A 15,990-nucleotide genomic window follows, 5' to 3' on the forward strand; every position below is an offset into this window, starting at 1 on the left:
GTCAGGACGAACCAGCTGACCACGACCGCCCCATGAGGCTCAGGGGGCGGCATAGCTCTATGTGGTTGTCCGGATCCTTTTCATGGACCGCGTACGGATGCGCGCCCCCGGACATGCCCGAGGGGCGGGCCTCGCCACACGCCGTCAGGTCACGTGGGGAGCCCGCCCCTCGGGCGGCTTCGACAGGGCGGCTACCGCGGTGTCATCCGCTCCGCCACGCCCGGGTGCTCCTTCAGCCAGGCGGCGACGGCCTCTTCCTCGTGGCCCTGGCCCCGCTGGTTGATCTCGGCCTCCAGGGTGCCGAGCTCGTCCTCGCTCATCCGGAAGTTCTTGATCCACTTGGTGAGCTGCGGGTACTGCTCGGGGAACTTCTCGTTGGCGATGGTCCGGATCGTGTTGCCCTCGCCGAAGAGCTTCTTGTCGTCCTTCAGCTTGGTCAGGTCGTACTGGCTGTACGCCCAGTGCGGCGACCAGAGCACGACGGCCACGGGCTGCTTCTTGGCGTAGGCGCGCTTGAGCTCGGCCAGCATCGCGGGCGTGGAGCCGTCGACGACGTCGTACTCCTTGTCCAGACCGTAGCCCGGCAGGACCTTCTTCTTGAGGAGGTTCATCTCGCCGGTGCCCGGCTCGATGCCGATGATCCTCCCGTCGAAGAGGTCGGCCTTGCCCTTGAGGTCCTCGTACGACTTGACGCCCTTGACGTACGACGGGACCGCGACCTCCAGCGAGGTCGGTTCGTACCAGGTGCCGAGGTCGGCGAGTCTGTCCTTGTTCTTGTCCCAGTAGTTGGCCTGCGCGTACGGCAGCCAGGCGTCGAAGTTGAGATCGAGGTCGCCGGAGGCGAGGCCCGTGTAGACCGGGCCGACGTCCATCTGCTTCAGGTTCAGCTTGTAGCCGCGCCGCTCAAGGACGTTCTTCCAGAGGTAGGTGACGGCGATGTCCTCGTCCCAGGGGAACCAGGCCACGTCGACGGGCCGCTTCGCCTCGGCGGGGGTGGCGGTGTCCGCGACCGGTGCGAGCTTGTCGAGCACACCGGGGTTGGCCTTCAGCCAGGCGCGTACGGCGTCCTGCTGCTTGCCCTTGCCGGCCTTGTTGATCTCGGCTTCCAGACCTGTGAGCTGCTTCTCGCTCATCCTGAAGTCCTTCAGCCACTTCGCGACGACCGGGTTGTCGTCGGCGAAGCCCTTGCGGGCCACCGTGTGCACCCCGTCGCCCTTGCCCCAGGAGCCCTTCGGGTCCTTGAGCTTCTTCAGCTCGTAGTCGCTGTACGCCCAGTGCGGCGACCAGAGCGTGACGACGACCGGTTCCTGCTTGCTGTACGCCCGCTTCAGCTCGGCCAGCATCGCCGGCGTGGAGCTGTCGACGACCTTGTACTCCTTGTCGAGGCCGTAGTCCTTGAGGACCTTGCTCTTGAGCAGGCCCATCATTCCGGCGCTGGACTCGATGCCGGTGATCTTCCCGCCGAACTCGGCGGACCTGCCCTTGAGGTCCGCCAGGGAGTCGATGCCCTTCATGTACGAGGGGACGCTCAGCTCCAGGGAGGTCGGGCCGTACCAGGAGCCCAGGTCGTCCAGCTGGTCGCCGTACTTCTTCCAGTACTCGGCGTGGGTGGTCGGCAGCCAGGCGTCGGTCTGGAAGTCGACGTTGCCGGAGGCCAGGGAGGTGTAGAGCGGGCCCGCGTCGAGCTGCTTGGCGTCCACCTCGAAGCCGCGTTCCTCCAGGAGTTCCTTCCAGAGGAAGGTGGAGGCGACGCCCTCGTCCCAGGGGATGTAGCCGATGGTGACCTTCTTGCCCTGGCCGACGTTCTCACCGACCGGGGTGGCGCTGTCGTCCTTGCCGCCGAACATCCCCATGCCGCCCGCGACGAGGGCGAGGACCACCACGCCGATGACGGCGACCTGCGGACGGGGGCGGTACGACCAGATCCTCAGACCCTGTGCGGCACGCGCCTTGGCGGCGGCGCGGCGGCCCAGCGGGGAGACCTGGGTGCCCAGGGCGCCGGTCATCCGGTCGAGGTAGATCGCGAGGATCACGATGGCGACGCCCGCCTCGGAGCCGAGGCCCACGTCGAGCTGGCCGATGGCCTCGTTGACGCGACCGCCGAGGCCGCCGGTGCCGACCATGCCGGCGATCGCGGCCATGGACAGGCCGAGCATGATGACCTGGTTGACGCCGGCCATGACGGTGGGCAGGGCGAGCGGGAGCTGGACCCGCAGGAGGGTGTCCCTGGGAGTCGTGCCGAACGCCTCGGCCGCCTCGACCAGTTCCTTGTCGACCTGGCGGATGCCCAGCTCGGTCATGCGCACGCCGGGGGCGAGCGCGAAGATCAGGGTGGCGACGATGCCCGCGGAGGCGCCGGTGCCGAAGAAGAGGATCGCCGGGATGAGGTAGATCATCGCGGGCAGCGTCTGCATGAAGTCCAGGACCGGCCGGACCAGTCCGCTGACCCGGTCGGAGCGGGCCGCCCAGATGCCGACGGGCACGGAGATCACCAGGGCGATGATCGTGGCGACGAGGACCAGCGAGAGGGTCACCATCGCGTCGTCCCACAGTTCGAGGGAGTCGATGAAGGCGAAGCCCGCGAAGGTGAGGACGCCGGCCGTGGTGCCGCGCAGCCAGAAGGCGATGACGGCGAAGATGCCCGCGAGGAGCAGGGGTTGGGGCGCCTGGAGGACGGCGTCGATACCGTCGTAGGTGCCGGTGAAGACGGTCTTGAGGAAGTCGAAGAGCCAGGCCATGTGGCCGAGCAGCCAGTCGACCGCGTCGTTGACCCAGTCGCCGAGCGGGATCCTAGGCACGGGCCACCGCCTTGTCGCCGCCCTTGTCCCGGGGCGAGTCGCAGGCCACCGGTTCGGACTGCTCGTCACCGAGGAACCCGACGAGGCGTTGTCTCGGGACGCGGCCGACGAGTTTCCCGGTCTTGTCGACAACGGCGACGGGGTGCGTCAGCCGGGCGCTGATCGCGCAGAGTTCGGTGAAGGGGGTGTCCGGTGTCGCGGTCTCGCAGCGACAGCCGACCTCGTCACCGACGACGTCCGGGTCCATGACGGCGCCCGCGGTCAGGACCCGCGAGCGGTCGACGTCCTGGGTGAAGGAGGCCACGTAGTCGTCGGCGGGCCGGACGAGGATGTCCTCCGCGCTGCCGATCTGGACGATACGGCCGTCACGCATGACGGCGATGCGGTCGCCCAGGCGCATGGCCTCGTTGAGGTCGTGGGTGATGAAGACGATGGTCTTCTTCAGGGTCTTCTGGAGCTCCAGGAGCTGGTCCTGCATGTCGCGGCGGATCAGCGGGTCGAGGGCGCTGAAGGACTCGTCCATGAGGAGCAGGTCGGCGTCGGTGGCCAGCGCGCGGGCCAGGCCGACGCGCTGCTGCATACCGCCGGACAGCTCGTCGGGCCAGGACTTCTCCCAGCCGGCCAGCCCGCACAGGGCCAGGGCCTCGGTGGCGCGCTTCTCGCGCTCGGCGCGGGGGACGCCCTGTACGGCGAGGCCGTAGGCGGCGTTCTCCAGGACGCTGCGGTGCGGGAAGAGCGCGAAGTGCTGGAAGACCATGCTGATCTTCCTCGCCCGGACCGCGCGCAGTTCGCGGTCGCCGAGCGCGGTCAGGTCCTGGCCGTCGAAGCGGACGTGTCCGGCGGTGGGCTCGAGGAGGCCGTTGAGCATGCGCAGCAAGGTGGACTTGCCGGATCCGGACAGGCCCATGACGACGAAGATCTGGCCGGGTTCCACGGTGAAGGAGGCGTCGACGACCGCGGCGGTGGTGCCGTCGGCGCGCAGCTCCTCCCGGTCGGCTCCATCGCGCAGTCTCTCGACTGCCTCACTCGGTCGTCTGCCGAACACCTTGTAGAGATGTTCGGCCTCTAGGCTGGCTGACACGCGTACCTCTTGACTCGGGGGCGGGGGTCAGTGGCGGCGCCTGCCCTCGACCGACCAGGGCAAACGCCGAAGTGGTTCAGTTCACAACCAGTCCGTGGGATCGCCGAAGAGGCTTCACATCGCTGAGGACCGGTGACTGTCGGCGCCGTACGGCATGATGCGAGGCGTGACCGGACGACTCATGCTCCTCGACACCGCCTCCCTCTACTTCCGCGCCTACTTCGGCGTCCCGGAGTCCGTGAAGGCCCCGGACGGCACGCCGGTGAACGCCGTGCGCGGGCTGCTGGAATTCATCGACCGCCTGGTCAGGGACCACCGGCCCGATGAGCTGGTGGCCTGCATGGACGCCGACTGGCGTCCTCAGTGGCGGGTCGACCTGATCCCCTCCTACAAGGCGCACCGTGTCGCCGAGGAGCGCGAGGTGGGGCCGGACGAGGAGGAGGTGCCGGACACGCTGTCGCCGCAGGTTCCGGTCATCGAGGAGGTCCTCGACGCGCTCGGCATCGCGCGCGTGGGCGTCGCGGGGTACGAGGCGGACGATGTGATCGGCACGTTCACCGCGCGGGCGAAGGGCCCGGTCGACATCGTCACCGGCGACCGCGATCTGTACCAGCTGGTGGACGACGGGCGCGGGGTGCGGGTGCTGTACCCGCTCAAGGGCGTGGGCACCCTCCAGCTCACGGACGAGGCGTGGCTGCGCGAGAAGTATGGGGTCGACGGGCCGGGGTACGCGGATCTGGCGCTGCTGCGCGGCGACCCGAGCGACGGTCTGCCGGGGGTGCCCGGCATCGGGGAGAAGACGGCCGCCAAGCTGCTGGCCGAGTTCGGCGATGTCGCCGGGATCATGTCGGCGGTCGACGACCCGAAGGCCAAGCTCACGCCGTCGCAGCGCAAGCGGCTGGACGAGTCGCGGCCCTATGTCGCGGTGGCGCCCAAGGTCGTGCGGGTGGCGGACGACGTCCCGCTGCCGGACGTCGACACGGTGGTGCCGCGCGGGCCGCGTGATCCGGCGGCGGTGGAGCGGCTGGCGGCGCGCTGGGGGTTGGGCGGGTCGCTTCAGCGACTGCTGACGACCCTGGCACCGTAAATCATGTTCTCTGTTGAGTGAATGAGATTCTCTTCAGGAGGGATTCGCACTCTCCACAATGGCTTAATCTTGCCCTCATACAAGGGGTGTTAAGTAGGGGGGAGATGCTAACTTAGGTAAGCCTAAGCGAAGAGGCAGGGAGGCCGCCATGGCAGAACGACCGGGACGCAAGCCGCGGAAGCCGCATTCCGCTCAGGTCGTCCGCACCGAGCGGCTGACCCCGCACATGCAGCGTGTGGTGCTCGGAGGTGAGGGGCTCGCCGACTTCTCGGCGGACACCTGCTCCGACCACTATGTGAAGCTGCTGTTCCCGGCCGGGGGTGCGACCTACCCGGAGCCCTTCGACATGGAGCGCATCCGCGAGGAGTTCCCGCGCGAGCAGTGGCCGGTGACGCGGACGTACACCGTGCGCCACTGGGATGCCGAACACCTTGAGCTGACCCTGGACTTCGTGGTCCACGGCGACGAGGGCCTCGCCGGACCCTGGGCCGCGAGCGTGCAGCCGGGCGAGACCGTCCGGTTCAACGGCCCGGGCGGCGCCTACACCCCCGATCCGGCCGCCGACTGGCATCTGCTCGCCGGGGACGAGAGCGCGCTGCCCGCGATCGCCCGCTCCCTGGAGGTGCTGCCCGCCGGCACCACGGCGTACGCCTTCATCGAGGTCTCCGGGCCCGAGGAGGAGCAGAAGATCGACTCCGATGTGGAGGTCGTCTGGCTGCACCGCGGGGACCGTCCGGTCGGCGAGGCGCTCACCGAGGCCGTGCGGGCGCTGGAGTTCCCGGCGGGCCGGGTGCACGCCTTCGTCCACGGCGAGGCGCACTTCGTGAAGCAGCTGCGGCACCTGCTGCGCGTCGAGCGCGAGATCGCGCGCGAGGACCTTTCGATCTCCGGGTACTGGCGGCTCGGCCACAACGAGGACGGCTGGCAGGCCTCGAAGCGGGACTGGAACGCACGGATCGAGGCGGAGCAGGAGAGCACGCCCGCCTGACTTCTCCAGGCGGACACGAATGGTGGGAGGGCGCAGCGGCGCCCTCCCACACCGCTACACGGACCGCTGGTACGACCGGAACGTCCGGATCGACAGCCACACCGCCGCCACCGCCAACGCCAGCAGCGCACCGCCCCGGATGAGCACATCACCCCAGTCGGGGTTCTCGGACAGCGCCGAACGCCCCGCCACCATCGCCCAGTCGAGCGGGTTGACGTTCGCGATGTGCCGCATCCACCCCGGCATCTGGGCAGGCGCCATGAAGGCGGAGGACAGGAACGTCAGCGGCAGCAGCAGGAACGTGTTGATCCCGATGATCGACTCCCGCTCCCGCACCAGCATGCCCAGCGCGTTGGAGAGCGCCCCGAAGACCGTGCCCAGCAGCACCGAGGCGAGCACCAGGACCGCGATCCCGACGATCCCGCCCGGGTAGTCCGCACCGCCCAGCAGCCCGAGCAGCACGATGATCACCGACTGCGCGGCGGTGACCAGGCCGTTGTTGACGACGTTGCCGTTCATCAGCGCGGCCCGGCTGACCGGGGTGGTCAGAAAGCGGTCCAGGGTGCCGCGCTGGATCTCGTCGAGCGTGGTCATCCCGGCCCACATGTTGGAGCTCAGCGCGCTCATCACGACCACCCCGGGAACGAGGTAGTCGAGATACGAGGTGGTGCCGAAACCGCCGAGCTCGACGACCTCGCGGAACAGACTGCCGAACAGGAACAGCCAGATCACCGGCTGGATCAGGGTGATGACCGCGTACGCCGGCTGCCGTACGAACACCATGAGTTGACGCTGCGTCATGTACCAGGTCTGGGAGACAGCGGTGCTCATCGGGTACCTCCCGCGAGGGCGAGGTCGTCGGGCCGGCCGGTTTCCCCGGCCTCCCCCGTCTCCTCGGCCGCCTCGGCATAGCGGCGGCCGGTGTGACGCAGGTACACGTCGTCGAGCGAGGGGCGGGCCACGGTCGCGGCGGCGACGCCGACTCCGGCGCGCTCGAGTGCGCCCAGGAGGGCGGGCACCGCCGCCGCTCCGTCGTCGGCGCGGACGCTGACCCGGCGCCCGTCGACCAGGACCTCGTGCACGCCCGACAGTCCGCCGAGGGCGCTCCTGAGCAGCGTACGGCCCGCTTCGCCGACGCCGGAGCGGAGCTCCAGGTGGACGGCGTCGCCGCGGAGTTCACCCTTGAGGGCGTGTGGGGTGCCCTCGACCACGACCCGGCCGCGGTCGACGATGGCGACGCGCTCGGCGAGCCGGTCGGCCTCTTCGAGATAGTGCGTGGTGAGCAGGATGGTCAGCCCCTCCTCACCGGAGAGCCGGCCGATCTCGTCCCACATCGCGCTGCGGGCCTGGGGGTCGAGACCGGTGGTGGGCTCGTCGAGGAAGAGCACCTCGGGGCGGTGCACCAGGCCGAGGGCGACGTCGAGGCGGCGCCGCATACCACCGGAGTAACCCTTGACCCGACGGTCCGCGGCGTCGGTGAGGGTGAAGCGGTCCAGGAGTTCGGCGACGCGCCCGTCGAGGCCGGCTCCCCTCAACCCGTAGAGCCTGCCCTGCAGTCGGAGGTTCTCGCGGCCGGTCGCCCCGGGGTCGGCTCCGGAGTTCTGCGCGACCACGCCGATCGCGCGGCGCACCCGGTCCGGGTGGCGCAGCACGTCGTGGCCGGCGACGGTGGCCGTGCCGGAGTCGGGGCGGGCCAGGGTGGTGAGGATCTTGACGGTGGTGGACTTGCCGGCTCCGTTGGGGCCGAGAAGGCCGAGGACGGTGCCCGGTTCGACGGTGATGTCCATGCCGTTGAGGGCGGTGACATCACCCGGGTAGGTCTTGATCAGCTGACGCGCCTCGACTGCGGGCGCACGGGTGTTCATGACAGGTGCTCTCCTGGGTGAGCGGATGACAGCTGATCCGCGTGAGGAGCACCGGGCTATCCTGGGTGTGCCGCACCTCGATCGCCTGGATGTGCCTCACGGCGGATTCAGCTCGGGGTTCGAGGCCCCGGCGGGCTGCTCCAACAGCCATGCCGGGGCCTGTTCTTCGTCAGGTCACGGTTCGTGGAACGCCTTCCACTCCTCGATGCCGGGCAGCTCGCCCTTCCTGATCTCGTCGAGGAAGCCGCGGACCCATGCCGCTTCCGCCTCGATCATGTGGAGCTGGTACTCGTTCTCCACGAGGAAGAGCCGGGGCAGCGTCTCGTACAGCTTCTCCAGTGCGCCTCGCCCGGAGGCGATCCGGACCTCCAGGGCCTCGAGTCGTTCCTCCAGCAGTGAGACCACGTCGTCGGGGTGCAGCACGCCGAGCAGCGAGAGCGCGGTCTCGAAGATCGGGTACTCCTTGGCCGGGAAGGCGACCAGGTCCGACATCCACTCGGTGGTCTCCTGACGGCCGGCCTCGGTGATGCCGTAGACCGTCCGCTCGGGCCGGTTGCCCTGCCGCTCCACGTCCGTGACCTCGACGAAGCCGTGCTTCTCGAGGTTCTGCACGACCGTGTAGAGCGAGCCGTAGTTGATCTTCGTGCTGGAGTCCTTGCCCTGGCGGCGCAGGGTCTGGGCGATCTCGTAGGGATGCATCGGCTTCTGCCACAGAGTCGCCAGCACGGCGAGCGCCAAGGGGTTGCGGAGCTTGCGACGCCTCATGGGCCGATTCACCTCGCATCTCTACTTCGAGCCGAATATCCGTGGCCGAACATATCGCGATCTACGACAGCTCGTCAATAGACACGATGTATCGCGTTCGGGCGGCAGGCGCAAGAGAGGTGAGGACTTGGGCCCACCTTCGACATGGCCGCGTCATGCGGGCGAAACAGCCGCTCCCTAATTTCTGTCGCCCGACAGGAATTCAGCGCCCGCACCGCTGTCCCGCTCTTCCGCCGCCGAAGGCAGGTGCCGCCGTGACGACAACCAGCCCCTCCGAAGTCCGCCCCGATCCACCGCGCTCCCCCGACGACCGCTCGCTCGCCGAGTTCGGCTACCGCCAGGAACTCCACCGCAGCCTGGGCCGGTACGCGTCGTTCGCGGCCGGGTTCTCCTTCATCTCCGTCCTGACGACGGTCTTCCAGTTCTTCGCCTTCGGGTACGCGTTCGGCGGCCCCGTCTTCTTCTGGGCCTGGCCGGCGGTGCTGGTCGGGCAGTTGCTGGTGGCCGCCTGCTTCGCGGAACTGGCGGCGCGCTATCCGATCTCGGGCGCGATCTATCAGTGGTCGTCGCGGCTGTCGAACCTCACCTTCGGCTGGTTCGCGGGCTGGATCATGGTGATCGGGCAGATCGTGGTGGTCTCGGCGGCCGCGCTTGCACTGCAGATGGTGCTGCCGGCGATCTGGTCGGGCTTCCAGCTGATCGGCACCGATCCGGCGCCGACGTCGGCGGACGGCGCGGCCAACGCGGCGCTCCTGGGTGTGTTCCTGCTCGTGCTGACGACGCTCGTGAACGTGCTCGACAACCGGGTGATGTCCGTGATCAACCGGGTCGGGGTGACGGCCGAGATCATCGGCGCCGTACTGATCGTCGTCCTGCTGCTCACCCACTCCGAGCGCACGCCCGGCATCACCTTCCACACCGAGGGCGCGGCCCAGTCCGGCCTGTTCGGGGCCCTGTTGGTGGGTTCGTTCACGGCGGCGTACGTGATGATCGGCTTCGACAGCGCGGGTGAGATGAGCGAGGAGACGCGCGATCCACGGCGCACCGCACCCCGCACGATCCTCACGGCACTCGGCGCGGCAGGCCTCCTGGGGGGTCTGATCGTGCTGGGCGGCCTGCTGGCGGCCCCGAGCCTGACCGACGGACGCCTGGCGGTCGACGGGCTGAGCTACGTCCTCACGAGCAGCCTGGGCGACGGGGTCGGCAAGCTGCTGCTGGCGGACGTGGTGGTGGCGATCGCGGTGGCGACCCTCGCGATCCAGACGGCGGCCTGCCGGATGCTGTTCTCCATGGCCCGCGACGGTCAGCTCCCCTTCGCGGCACGCCTCGCTCGCGTCCACCCCCGCACCGGCATGCCCAACGCACCCGCCCTGGTGGTCGGTCTCCTCGCCGCGGCCCTGCTGCTCCTCAACTTCGCCTCCCCGGAGGCGTTCCTCGCCATCGGGACGACCTGCATCGTGATGCTGTACCTGGCGTACGCGATGGTCACCGGCCCCCTCCTGGTCGCCCGTCTCCGTGGCCGCTTCACCTCGGAGGGCACGGACGAGCGGGGCGGCAAGCTCTTCTCCCTGGGCCGCTGGGGAGTCCCGGTCAACGCCCTCGCCCTGCTCTACGGCCTGTTCATGACCATCAACCTGGCCTGGCCACGGGCGGAGGTGTACGACCCGGCGGGCGGCCACTGGTACTTCCAGTGGTTCACGGTGCTGTTCCTGGGGGCGACGGTGGTGCTGGGCGCGGCCTGGAGGCTCTGTTCCAGGCGCGGGGCCACCGCAACCCCTTAGGGGCGCGGGGAACTGCGCGACAAACCACGACGGCGCAGCGCCCGACCGACAACGCACGGCGGTACCCCCTCAGTCGCCCACCCTGCCGACCGCCGGAGGCCCCCGTACCCTTGATCCCGATGAGACGCCGCACCCCTCCCCCACCCTCCCCACTGCCCCAGCGCGACGGGGTGGACCCGGTGCGGGTGCGGCTGCCGGGCGAGGGCGACTGGGCCACCGTGCGGGAGCACCTGGTGGAGCGGCTCAGGGGTGCGGGCGCCGGAGTCGTCGAGGGGATGTTCGCCCAGGGGCTCGTTGTCGGGGCGGACGGCACTCCCGTGGCACCCGATGCCGCGTACGTGCCCGGCATGTATGTGTGGTTCCACCGCGAGCTGCCGTACGAGGTACCCGTGCCGTTCGAGATGGAGATCGCGCACCGCGACGAACACATCGTCGTCGTCGACAAACCGCACTTCCTCGCCACCACCCCGCGCGGCAGCCATGTCACCCAGACCGCGCTCGCGCGACTGCGCCGGGAGCTCGGCATCCCGGAACTCGGGGCGGCGCACCGACTCGACCGGCTCACCGCCGGGCTGGTGCTGTTCACGGTGCGGCCCGAGGAGCGGGGCGCCTACCAGGCGCTGTTCCGGGACAGGCAGGTCCGCAAGGAGTACGAGGCCGTCGCGCCCTACGATGCCGCGCTCGCCCTGCCCAGGACCGTGCGGAGCCGGATCGTGAAGGAGCGCGGGGTGCTGGCCGCCTATGAGGTCGAGGGCGAGCCGAATGCCGTCAGCCATGTCGAACTCCTCGACCGACGTGACGGGTTGGGCCGGTACCGGCTCACGCCCACCACCGGCCAGACACATCAGCTGCGCGTCCACATGAACGCCCTCGGCGTACCCATCCTCGGTGACCCGTTGTATCCCGAGGTCGCCGCCCCCGTGCCGGCCGGTGAGTTCCGGCATCCGCTCCAACTACTGGCGCGGGCGCTGGACTTCACCGATCCGCTCACGGGGGCGGAGCACCGGTTCCGAAGCACTCGGGTGCTGGAGGCCTGGGCTGACCAAGGCGACCGGGCCGGTCAGTAACCCCGCCACCACCGCAGGAAGCGACGCCAGGCGCCCATCGGGCGGGCCGGTTCGGGCGTCGGCGCGGGCTGCGGCGGGGCGGCGGGCTCGGGCTGAGGCCGGGCCTGGGGCTGGGGTTCGACGGCCGCGGGTTGCGGCCGCTCCGTGCCGACCTGCCAGCTGGGCCGCTGCTGCGGAACCGGGGCGTGGCCCGGCTTCTGCATGATGTCCTGCTGCGGCTTGGGCGCGAACCGGACGGGCAGTTCCACGAGGTGGCGCGAGGAGATCGACTGCCGCCACTCCAGCTCGTCCTCGTCGCAGTCGAGCTGGACGTCCGGCAGCCGCATCAGCAGCGCGTCGACACCGGTGTCGGCGATGCCACGGGCGATGTCCTGACCGGGGCACTCGTGCGGGCCACCGCCGAAGGCGAGGTGCGAGCGGTTGCCCTGCATGTTGGCTTCCAGGTCGGGCCGGACCCGCGGGTCGACGTTGCCCGGCGCGATGCCGAACAGCAGACCGTCGCCCTTGCGGATGCGCTGCCCGCCCAACTCCGTGTCCTGCTTGGCGTAGTAGGCGAAGACCGTGCTGAACGGCGGCTCGTCCCACAGCGACTGCTCGACCGCCTGCGGCACCGTCATCTGACCGCCGTTGAGCTGGGCGCGGAAGCCCGGGTTGGTGAGCACGGCGCGCAGGACGTTGCCGATGAGGTTCACCGTCGCCTCGTAGGCCGCGAGGAGGACGAGCCACAGGTGGGTGGTGACCTCGTCGTCGGTGAGCTTCGCCGGGTGCAGCACGAGGTGGCTGGCGAAGTCGTCGCCGGGCTGCTCACGACGGCGGGCGGCGAGCCCCTGGAGGACGCCCATGACGTACGCCTGGCTGGTGTTGGCGGTCTCGGTGCCCTTGAGGAGATCGCGGGTGGCCTGCACGAGCCGGTCGTTGTACTCCTCCGGCATGCCGAAGATCTCGCACATGATGGCCATCGGCAGGTGCTCGGCGAACTGGGCGATGAGGTCGGCGTCGCCCTGCTCGCAGAACTCGTTGACCAGGCGCTGGGTGTAGCGGTTGATGTGGCGCCGGATGGCCCGGTAGTTGATGGTCGACATGGCGCCGGTGACGGCTCCGCGCAGACGCAGGTGCTCGTCGCCCTCGGCGTAGGAACAGATGGGCGCCCAGGCGATGTGCGGCATCATCGGGTGGTCGGGCTTGACCATGCCCTCGATCTGCGGGGTCCAGATGCGGCTGTCCCGGCAGAAGTGCGAGGGCGTGCCCACCATGTGGAGGTTCTCGGCGTGACCGAGGACGATCCACATCGGCACGTCGTCGTGGAGCAGCACGGGCGCCACCGGGCCGTGTTCCTCGCGGAGTTGTTCGTAGAGGCCTTCGAGGTCCTCCGCCTCGGGGCCGTACAGCCGGTGCAGCCCGCCAGGGCCACGGCCGTGGGCGGGGCAGCCGGGGGGCGGGCCGGCCGTGGGGTCGGCCCCGGTCAGGGATTGGGGTTCAGGCGTCACGGTGATCGCTCCGAAATGGATCCGGTTGCTGGGGAGTTGAGTCGGGTGAGCTCACCGGGCGGTCAGGTGAGCTGGCCCGTCAGCGCGAGCGAGTGCAGGAAGCGCATCAGGGTCATCAGGGTGTCGCGGCTGGAGGCCCGGCGGCGTGCGTCGCACTCCACGATGGGGATGCCCTCGTCCAGGTCGAGCGCGCCGCGCAGGTCCGCGATGGGGTAACGGGGCCCGTCCGGGAAGGAGTTGACGGCCACGATGAAGGGCACACCGCGCTCCTCGAGCCGTCCTATGACGTCGAAGCTGACCTCCAGACGTCGGGTGTCGACCAGCACCACCGCGCCGAGCGCGCCCTCGAACAGGCCGTTCCACAGGAACCAGAAGCGTTGCTGGCCGGGGGTGCCGAAGAGATACAGCACGAGTTGGTCGGTGATGCTGATGCGTCCGAAGTCCATGGCCACGGTGGTGGCGGTCTTGGTCTCGGAGCCGTAGTTGTCGTCGACCCCGATCCCGGCCTGGGTCATGGTCTCCTCGGTGGTCAGCGGCCTGATCTCGCTGACCGACCCGACCATCGTCGTCTTGCCGACTCCGAAGCCGCCCACGATCACGATCTTCACCGCGGCCTGGGCCGTGTGCGGCAGTTGATCCTCTGAGCGTGGTCCGGGGATGGTGTCAGAGCCTTTGAAGTCCATGCATCACCGCTTCGAGAAGGGAACGGTCGGGGAGCGCCTGACGGACGATCGGGGCGCGCGCCGTCACCAGTTCGGCCGTCAGCATCTCCGTGAGCAGGACGGTCATCACACTGAACGGCAGGCTCAGATAGGCCGAGAGCTCGGCGACCGAGATCGGGGCCGTGCTGAGCCGGAGGATCGCCGTCTGCTCAGGAGTGGCGGAGGGCGGCGGGTCGGCGCGCGCCACGATTAACGCGACCAGGTCGAGGTCGGCCCGCTCCCCGTCCGGCCCTGCGACCACGTAGAGCCGTTCCGGGGGGCGCTTTCCGGGGCCCTCGCCCACCGGTTTCGGGGGCGGTTCCTCCGGTGCCTGACTGGGGTATCGCCGCCGGCGTTGCGGAGGAGTCATACGGTCTGCCCGTTCCGCCGGGGCGGACTGGTCAGATGGGCGCCGATTCTGACGACGAGGTCGCGCATGCGGTTGCTCATCAGGCCGGGTTCGGCGACCACGTCGGACAGCACCGCGAGATAGGCGTTGGCGCCCGCGGCCATCAGATAGAAGTAGCCGCCGTTGATCTCGATGATGACCATCTTCATCCGGCCGTCGCTGTCCGGGATCTCGTGGGCGACGGCGTGTGCGAGGCTCTGGAGCCCCGCACAGGCCGCGGCGACACGGTCGGCGGCGTCCGGGTCGCCGCCGTAGCGCGCGATGCGCAGGCCGTCGGCGGAGAGCACCACGATCATCTCGATGCCTGGTACCCCGTCGGCGAGATCCTTGAGCATCCAGTCGAAGTTGGCGCGCTGCTGGATCACGTGTGGTCCCTCTCGTCGTCGGCCTCGGTCCGGGCCGGCTCGGTGGTCTGCTGGGTGGGTGCGCTCGGGTCGGGGTCGCCCTTGAGTCCGTTCCAGAAGGCCTCGACCCACAGTCCGGGCTCGGGTTCCTTCTTCTCCGGCTCGGGGGCGGGGGCGGGCGTCGACCAGATGGTCGGCTTGCCCTCCCGCTCGGCCTTCTCGATGGCCGCCTGCTCGGCGAACCGCTGGTGCAGCGGCGTCTTGACCCGGCTGCGGCGCTGCGGCAGCCCGCCGGCGGTCCACTCGGTGACCTCGGGGACGTCGTCCTCCATGGACACGCCGACGGGGATGCGCGGGCTGGTGGGACGCCGCCTCTTCGGTGCGCGCTTGGGACCTTCGAGCGCACCTTCGGTCTTCGGCACGGCGCCGGCGCCGATGCCGTGGGCGAGTCCGGGGGCCGGATCGCTGGTCATCATCTCGCGCGGCACGATCAGGACGGCGCGGACACCGCCGTACGCCGAGGAGCGCAGCGAGACCTGCATGTTGAACTGCGTGCACAGCCGGCCGACGACGGCCAGGCCCAGGCGCGGGGAGTCACCCAGGTCCTGGAGGTCGACACCGGCCTTGGCGCTCTCCAGCATGCCCTCGGCCTTGGCCCGGGCCTCCTCGCTGAAGCTGACGCCGGCGTCCTCGATCTCGACGGCGACGCCGGTCTGCACCTCGCTGGCGGTGACGTGCACCTTGGTCTGCGGCGGCGAGTAGCGCGTGGCGTTGTCCAGGAGCTCCGCGACGGCGTGGATGACCGGCTCGACGGAGATGCCGCGGATGTTGACCTGGGCGATGGAGTCCAGCTTGATGCGGCGGTACTCCAGGATGCGGGACATGCCGCCGCGCAGCACGCTGTACAGCGGGACGGGATCGGGCCACTGACGGCCGGGGCGGCCGCCGCCGAGCACGGAGATGGAGTCGGCGAGCCGGCCGATCAGCGCGGTGCCGTGGTCGATGCGCAGAAGGTCGTCGAAGACCTCGGGGTTGCGGCCGTGGTCCTCCTCCATCTCGCGGAGTTCCTTGTTCTGCTGGTGCACGATCGCCTGGACACGGCGGGCGATGGAGACGAAGGAGCGCTGTGTGGAGTCGCGGAGGGCTTCCTCGCGGTCGATGATGTCGAGCACCGAGTGGATCAACATGATCTGCGACTCGGGCAGTTCGCGGTAGGTGGGGTCGATGTCACCGAGTTGGCGAATCACCTCCCCGGGGGAATTTCCGGATCGCAACCGGTAGATGGCGGCGGGGGTGATCTCCTTCGCGAGGCGGAGCATGTCCTCCTCGTGCGAGCCGACCCGTCGTTCCAGATACGCACTGTTACGGGCGTACTCGGCACGCAGGTCACGCAGGGCCCGGCCGCGACGCACCACTTCGGAAGCCGCCGCGAGCACCAGGAGCGTGGCGACGGCACCGCACCAGGCGACGGCCGTGCGGGCCGGCTCCTGGACCACGGCGGCTGCGGCTCCGGTGGCCGCGGCCATCAGTATCGCGGGGAACAACAGCACGCGCGCGTAGGGAAGTTCACGGCGTACGGGTGGGGATTGAACACTCACCATGTAAGGCCCTCGAAAA

General features: G+C 69.6%; 14 protein-coding genes. 4 read left to right on the forward strand and 10 right to left on the reverse strand.

Translation table 11 applies throughout. The features are described from left to right. Positions 1-191: 191 nt before the first annotated feature. Both ACWD3I_RS36360 and ACWD3I_RS36365 read right to left on the reverse strand, forming a co-directional pair. Positions 192-2,798: an ABC transporter permease/substrate binding protein gene (locus ACWD3I_RS36360; protein WP_365395600.1), complete on the reverse strand. Its 2,607-nt coding sequence runs from the start codon at positions 2,796-2,798 to the stop codon at positions 192-194. Beyond that, positions 2,791-3,879 (reverse strand): quaternary amine ABC transporter ATP-binding protein, encoded by a 1,089-nt coding sequence (locus ACWD3I_RS36365; protein WP_365395603.1) that lies wholly within the window; start codon positions 3,877-3,879, stop codon positions 2,791-2,793. Before ACWD3I_RS36365 ends, ACWD3I_RS36360 begins: the two co-directional genes overlap by 8 nt. Positions 3,880-4,036: 157 nt before the next feature. Between ACWD3I_RS36365 and ACWD3I_RS36370 the strand changes: the two genes are divergently transcribed. Continuing rightward, entirely contained in the window at positions 4,037-4,966 is a 930-nt protein-coding gene (locus ACWD3I_RS36370; RefSeq protein WP_365395606.1) for a 5'-3' exonuclease, read from the forward strand. Between the two features lie 148 nt (positions 4,967-5,114). Continuing rightward, a complete protein-coding gene (locus ACWD3I_RS36375; protein ID WP_365395609.1) occupies positions 5,115-5,954 on the forward strand; it encodes a siderophore-interacting protein in 840 nt (279 codons plus the stop codon). 54 nt (positions 5,955-6,008) lie between these two features. Here the strand turns inward: ACWD3I_RS36375 and ACWD3I_RS36380 are convergent, their stop codons facing one another. The 3 genes from ACWD3I_RS36380 to ACWD3I_RS36390 all read right to left on the reverse strand — a co-directional run bounded on the left by ACWD3I_RS36380 (position 6,009) and on the right by ACWD3I_RS36390 (position 8,584). Further along, positions 6,009-6,785, reverse strand: a complete 777-nt coding sequence (locus tag ACWD3I_RS36380) for an ABC transporter permease (protein WP_365395612.1) — start codon at positions 6,783-6,785, stop codon at positions 6,009-6,011. Then, positions 6,782-7,819 (reverse strand): ATP-binding cassette domain-containing protein, encoded by a 1,038-nt coding sequence (locus tag ACWD3I_RS36385; RefSeq protein WP_365395615.1) that lies wholly within the window; start codon positions 7,817-7,819, stop codon positions 6,782-6,784. Before ACWD3I_RS36385 ends, ACWD3I_RS36380 begins: the two co-directional genes overlap by 4 nt. A 174-nt stretch (positions 7,820-7,993) precedes the next feature. Then, complete coding sequence (locus tag ACWD3I_RS36390) at positions 7,994-8,584, reverse strand: PadR family transcriptional regulator (RefSeq protein ID WP_365395618.1); 591 nt, start codon at positions 8,582-8,584, stop codon at positions 7,994-7,996. A 254-nt stretch (positions 8,585-8,838) separates the two neighbouring features. Between ACWD3I_RS36390 and ACWD3I_RS36395 the strand changes: the two genes are divergently transcribed. Further along, complete coding sequence (locus ACWD3I_RS36395; RefSeq protein WP_365395621.1) at positions 8,839-10,365, forward strand: amino acid permease; 1,527 nt, start codon at positions 8,839-8,841, stop codon at positions 10,363-10,365. 119 nt (positions 10,366-10,484) lie between these two features. Continuing rightward, on the forward strand, positions 10,485-11,432 hold the full coding sequence (locus ACWD3I_RS36400; protein ID WP_365395624.1) for an RluA family pseudouridine synthase: 948 nt from the start codon (positions 10,485-10,487) through the stop codon (positions 11,430-11,432). Here ACWD3I_RS36400 and ACWD3I_RS36405 read toward each other — a convergent pair. The 5 genes from ACWD3I_RS36405 to ACWD3I_RS36425 form a co-directional block, all read right to left on the reverse strand. Next, on the reverse strand, positions 11,426-12,919 hold the full coding sequence (locus tag ACWD3I_RS36405; RefSeq protein WP_365395627.1) for a cytochrome P450: 1,494 nt from the start codon (positions 12,917-12,919) through the stop codon (positions 11,426-11,428). The genes ACWD3I_RS36400 and ACWD3I_RS36405 overlap by 7 nt on opposite strands. A gap of 62 nt (positions 12,920-12,981) precedes the next feature. Continuing rightward, positions 12,982-13,602: a GTP-binding protein gene (locus ACWD3I_RS36410; RefSeq protein ID WP_266894751.1), complete on the reverse strand. Its 621-nt coding sequence runs from the start codon at positions 13,600-13,602 to the stop codon at positions 12,982-12,984. Then, positions 13,583-13,990, reverse strand: a complete 408-nt coding sequence (locus ACWD3I_RS36415; protein WP_365395632.1) for a DUF742 domain-containing protein — start codon at positions 13,988-13,990, stop codon at positions 13,583-13,585. Before ACWD3I_RS36415 ends, ACWD3I_RS36410 begins: the two co-directional genes overlap by 20 nt. Then, complete coding sequence (locus ACWD3I_RS36420) at positions 13,987-14,394, reverse strand: roadblock/LC7 domain-containing protein (RefSeq protein WP_046261836.1); 408 nt, start codon at positions 14,392-14,394, stop codon at positions 13,987-13,989. The genes ACWD3I_RS36415 and ACWD3I_RS36420 overlap by 4 nt, the downstream gene beginning before the upstream one ends. After that, positions 14,391-15,974 carry a sensor histidine kinase gene (locus ACWD3I_RS36425; protein ID WP_365395635.1) on the reverse strand — a complete coding sequence of 528 codons (1,584 nt, stop codon included), beginning with the start codon at positions 15,972-15,974 and terminating at the stop codon, positions 14,391-14,393. The genes ACWD3I_RS36420 and ACWD3I_RS36425 overlap by 4 nt, the downstream gene beginning before the upstream one ends. Positions 15,975-15,990 lie beyond the last annotated feature (16 nt).

Source organism: Streptomyces sp. NPDC002817 (assembly GCF_053592055.1).

What these genes read in the sequence shown, in the direction of transcription:
- ACWD3I_RS36370 (WP_365395606.1), top strand. Translation starts at nt 4,037, where the DNA reads ATGCGAGGCGTGACCGGACGACTCATGCTCCTCGACACCGCCTCCCTC.
- ACWD3I_RS36375 (WP_365395609.1), top strand. Translation starts at nt 5,115, where the DNA reads ATGGCAGAACGACCGGGACGCAAGCCGCGGAAGCCGCATTCCGCTCAG.
- ACWD3I_RS36380 (WP_365395612.1), bottom strand. Translation starts at nt 6,785, where the DNA reads ATGAGCACCGCTGTCTCCCAGACCTGGTACATGACGCAGCGTCAACTC.
- ACWD3I_RS36385 (WP_365395615.1), bottom strand. Translation starts at nt 7,819, where the DNA reads ATGAACACCCGTGCGCCCGCAGTCGAGGCGCGTCAGCTGATCAAGACC.
- ACWD3I_RS36390 (WP_365395618.1), bottom strand. Translation starts at nt 8,584, where the DNA reads ATGAGGCGTCGCAAGCTCCGCAACCCCTTGGCGCTCGCCGTGCTGGCG.
- ACWD3I_RS36400 (WP_365395624.1), top strand. Translation starts at nt 10,485, where the DNA reads ATGAGACGCCGCACCCCTCCCCCACCCTCCCCACTGCCCCAGCGCGAC.
- ACWD3I_RS36410 (WP_266894751.1), bottom strand. Translation starts at nt 13,602, where the DNA reads ATGGACTTCAAAGGCTCTGACACCATCCCCGGACCACGCTCAGAGGAT.
- ACWD3I_RS36415 (WP_365395632.1), bottom strand. Translation starts at nt 13,990, where the DNA reads ATGACTCCTCCGCAACGCCGGCGGCGATACCCCAGTCAGGCACCGGAG.
- ACWD3I_RS36425 (WP_365395635.1), bottom strand. Translation starts at nt 15,974, where the DNA reads ATGGTGAGTGTTCAATCCCCACCCGTACGCCGTGAACTTCCCTACGCG.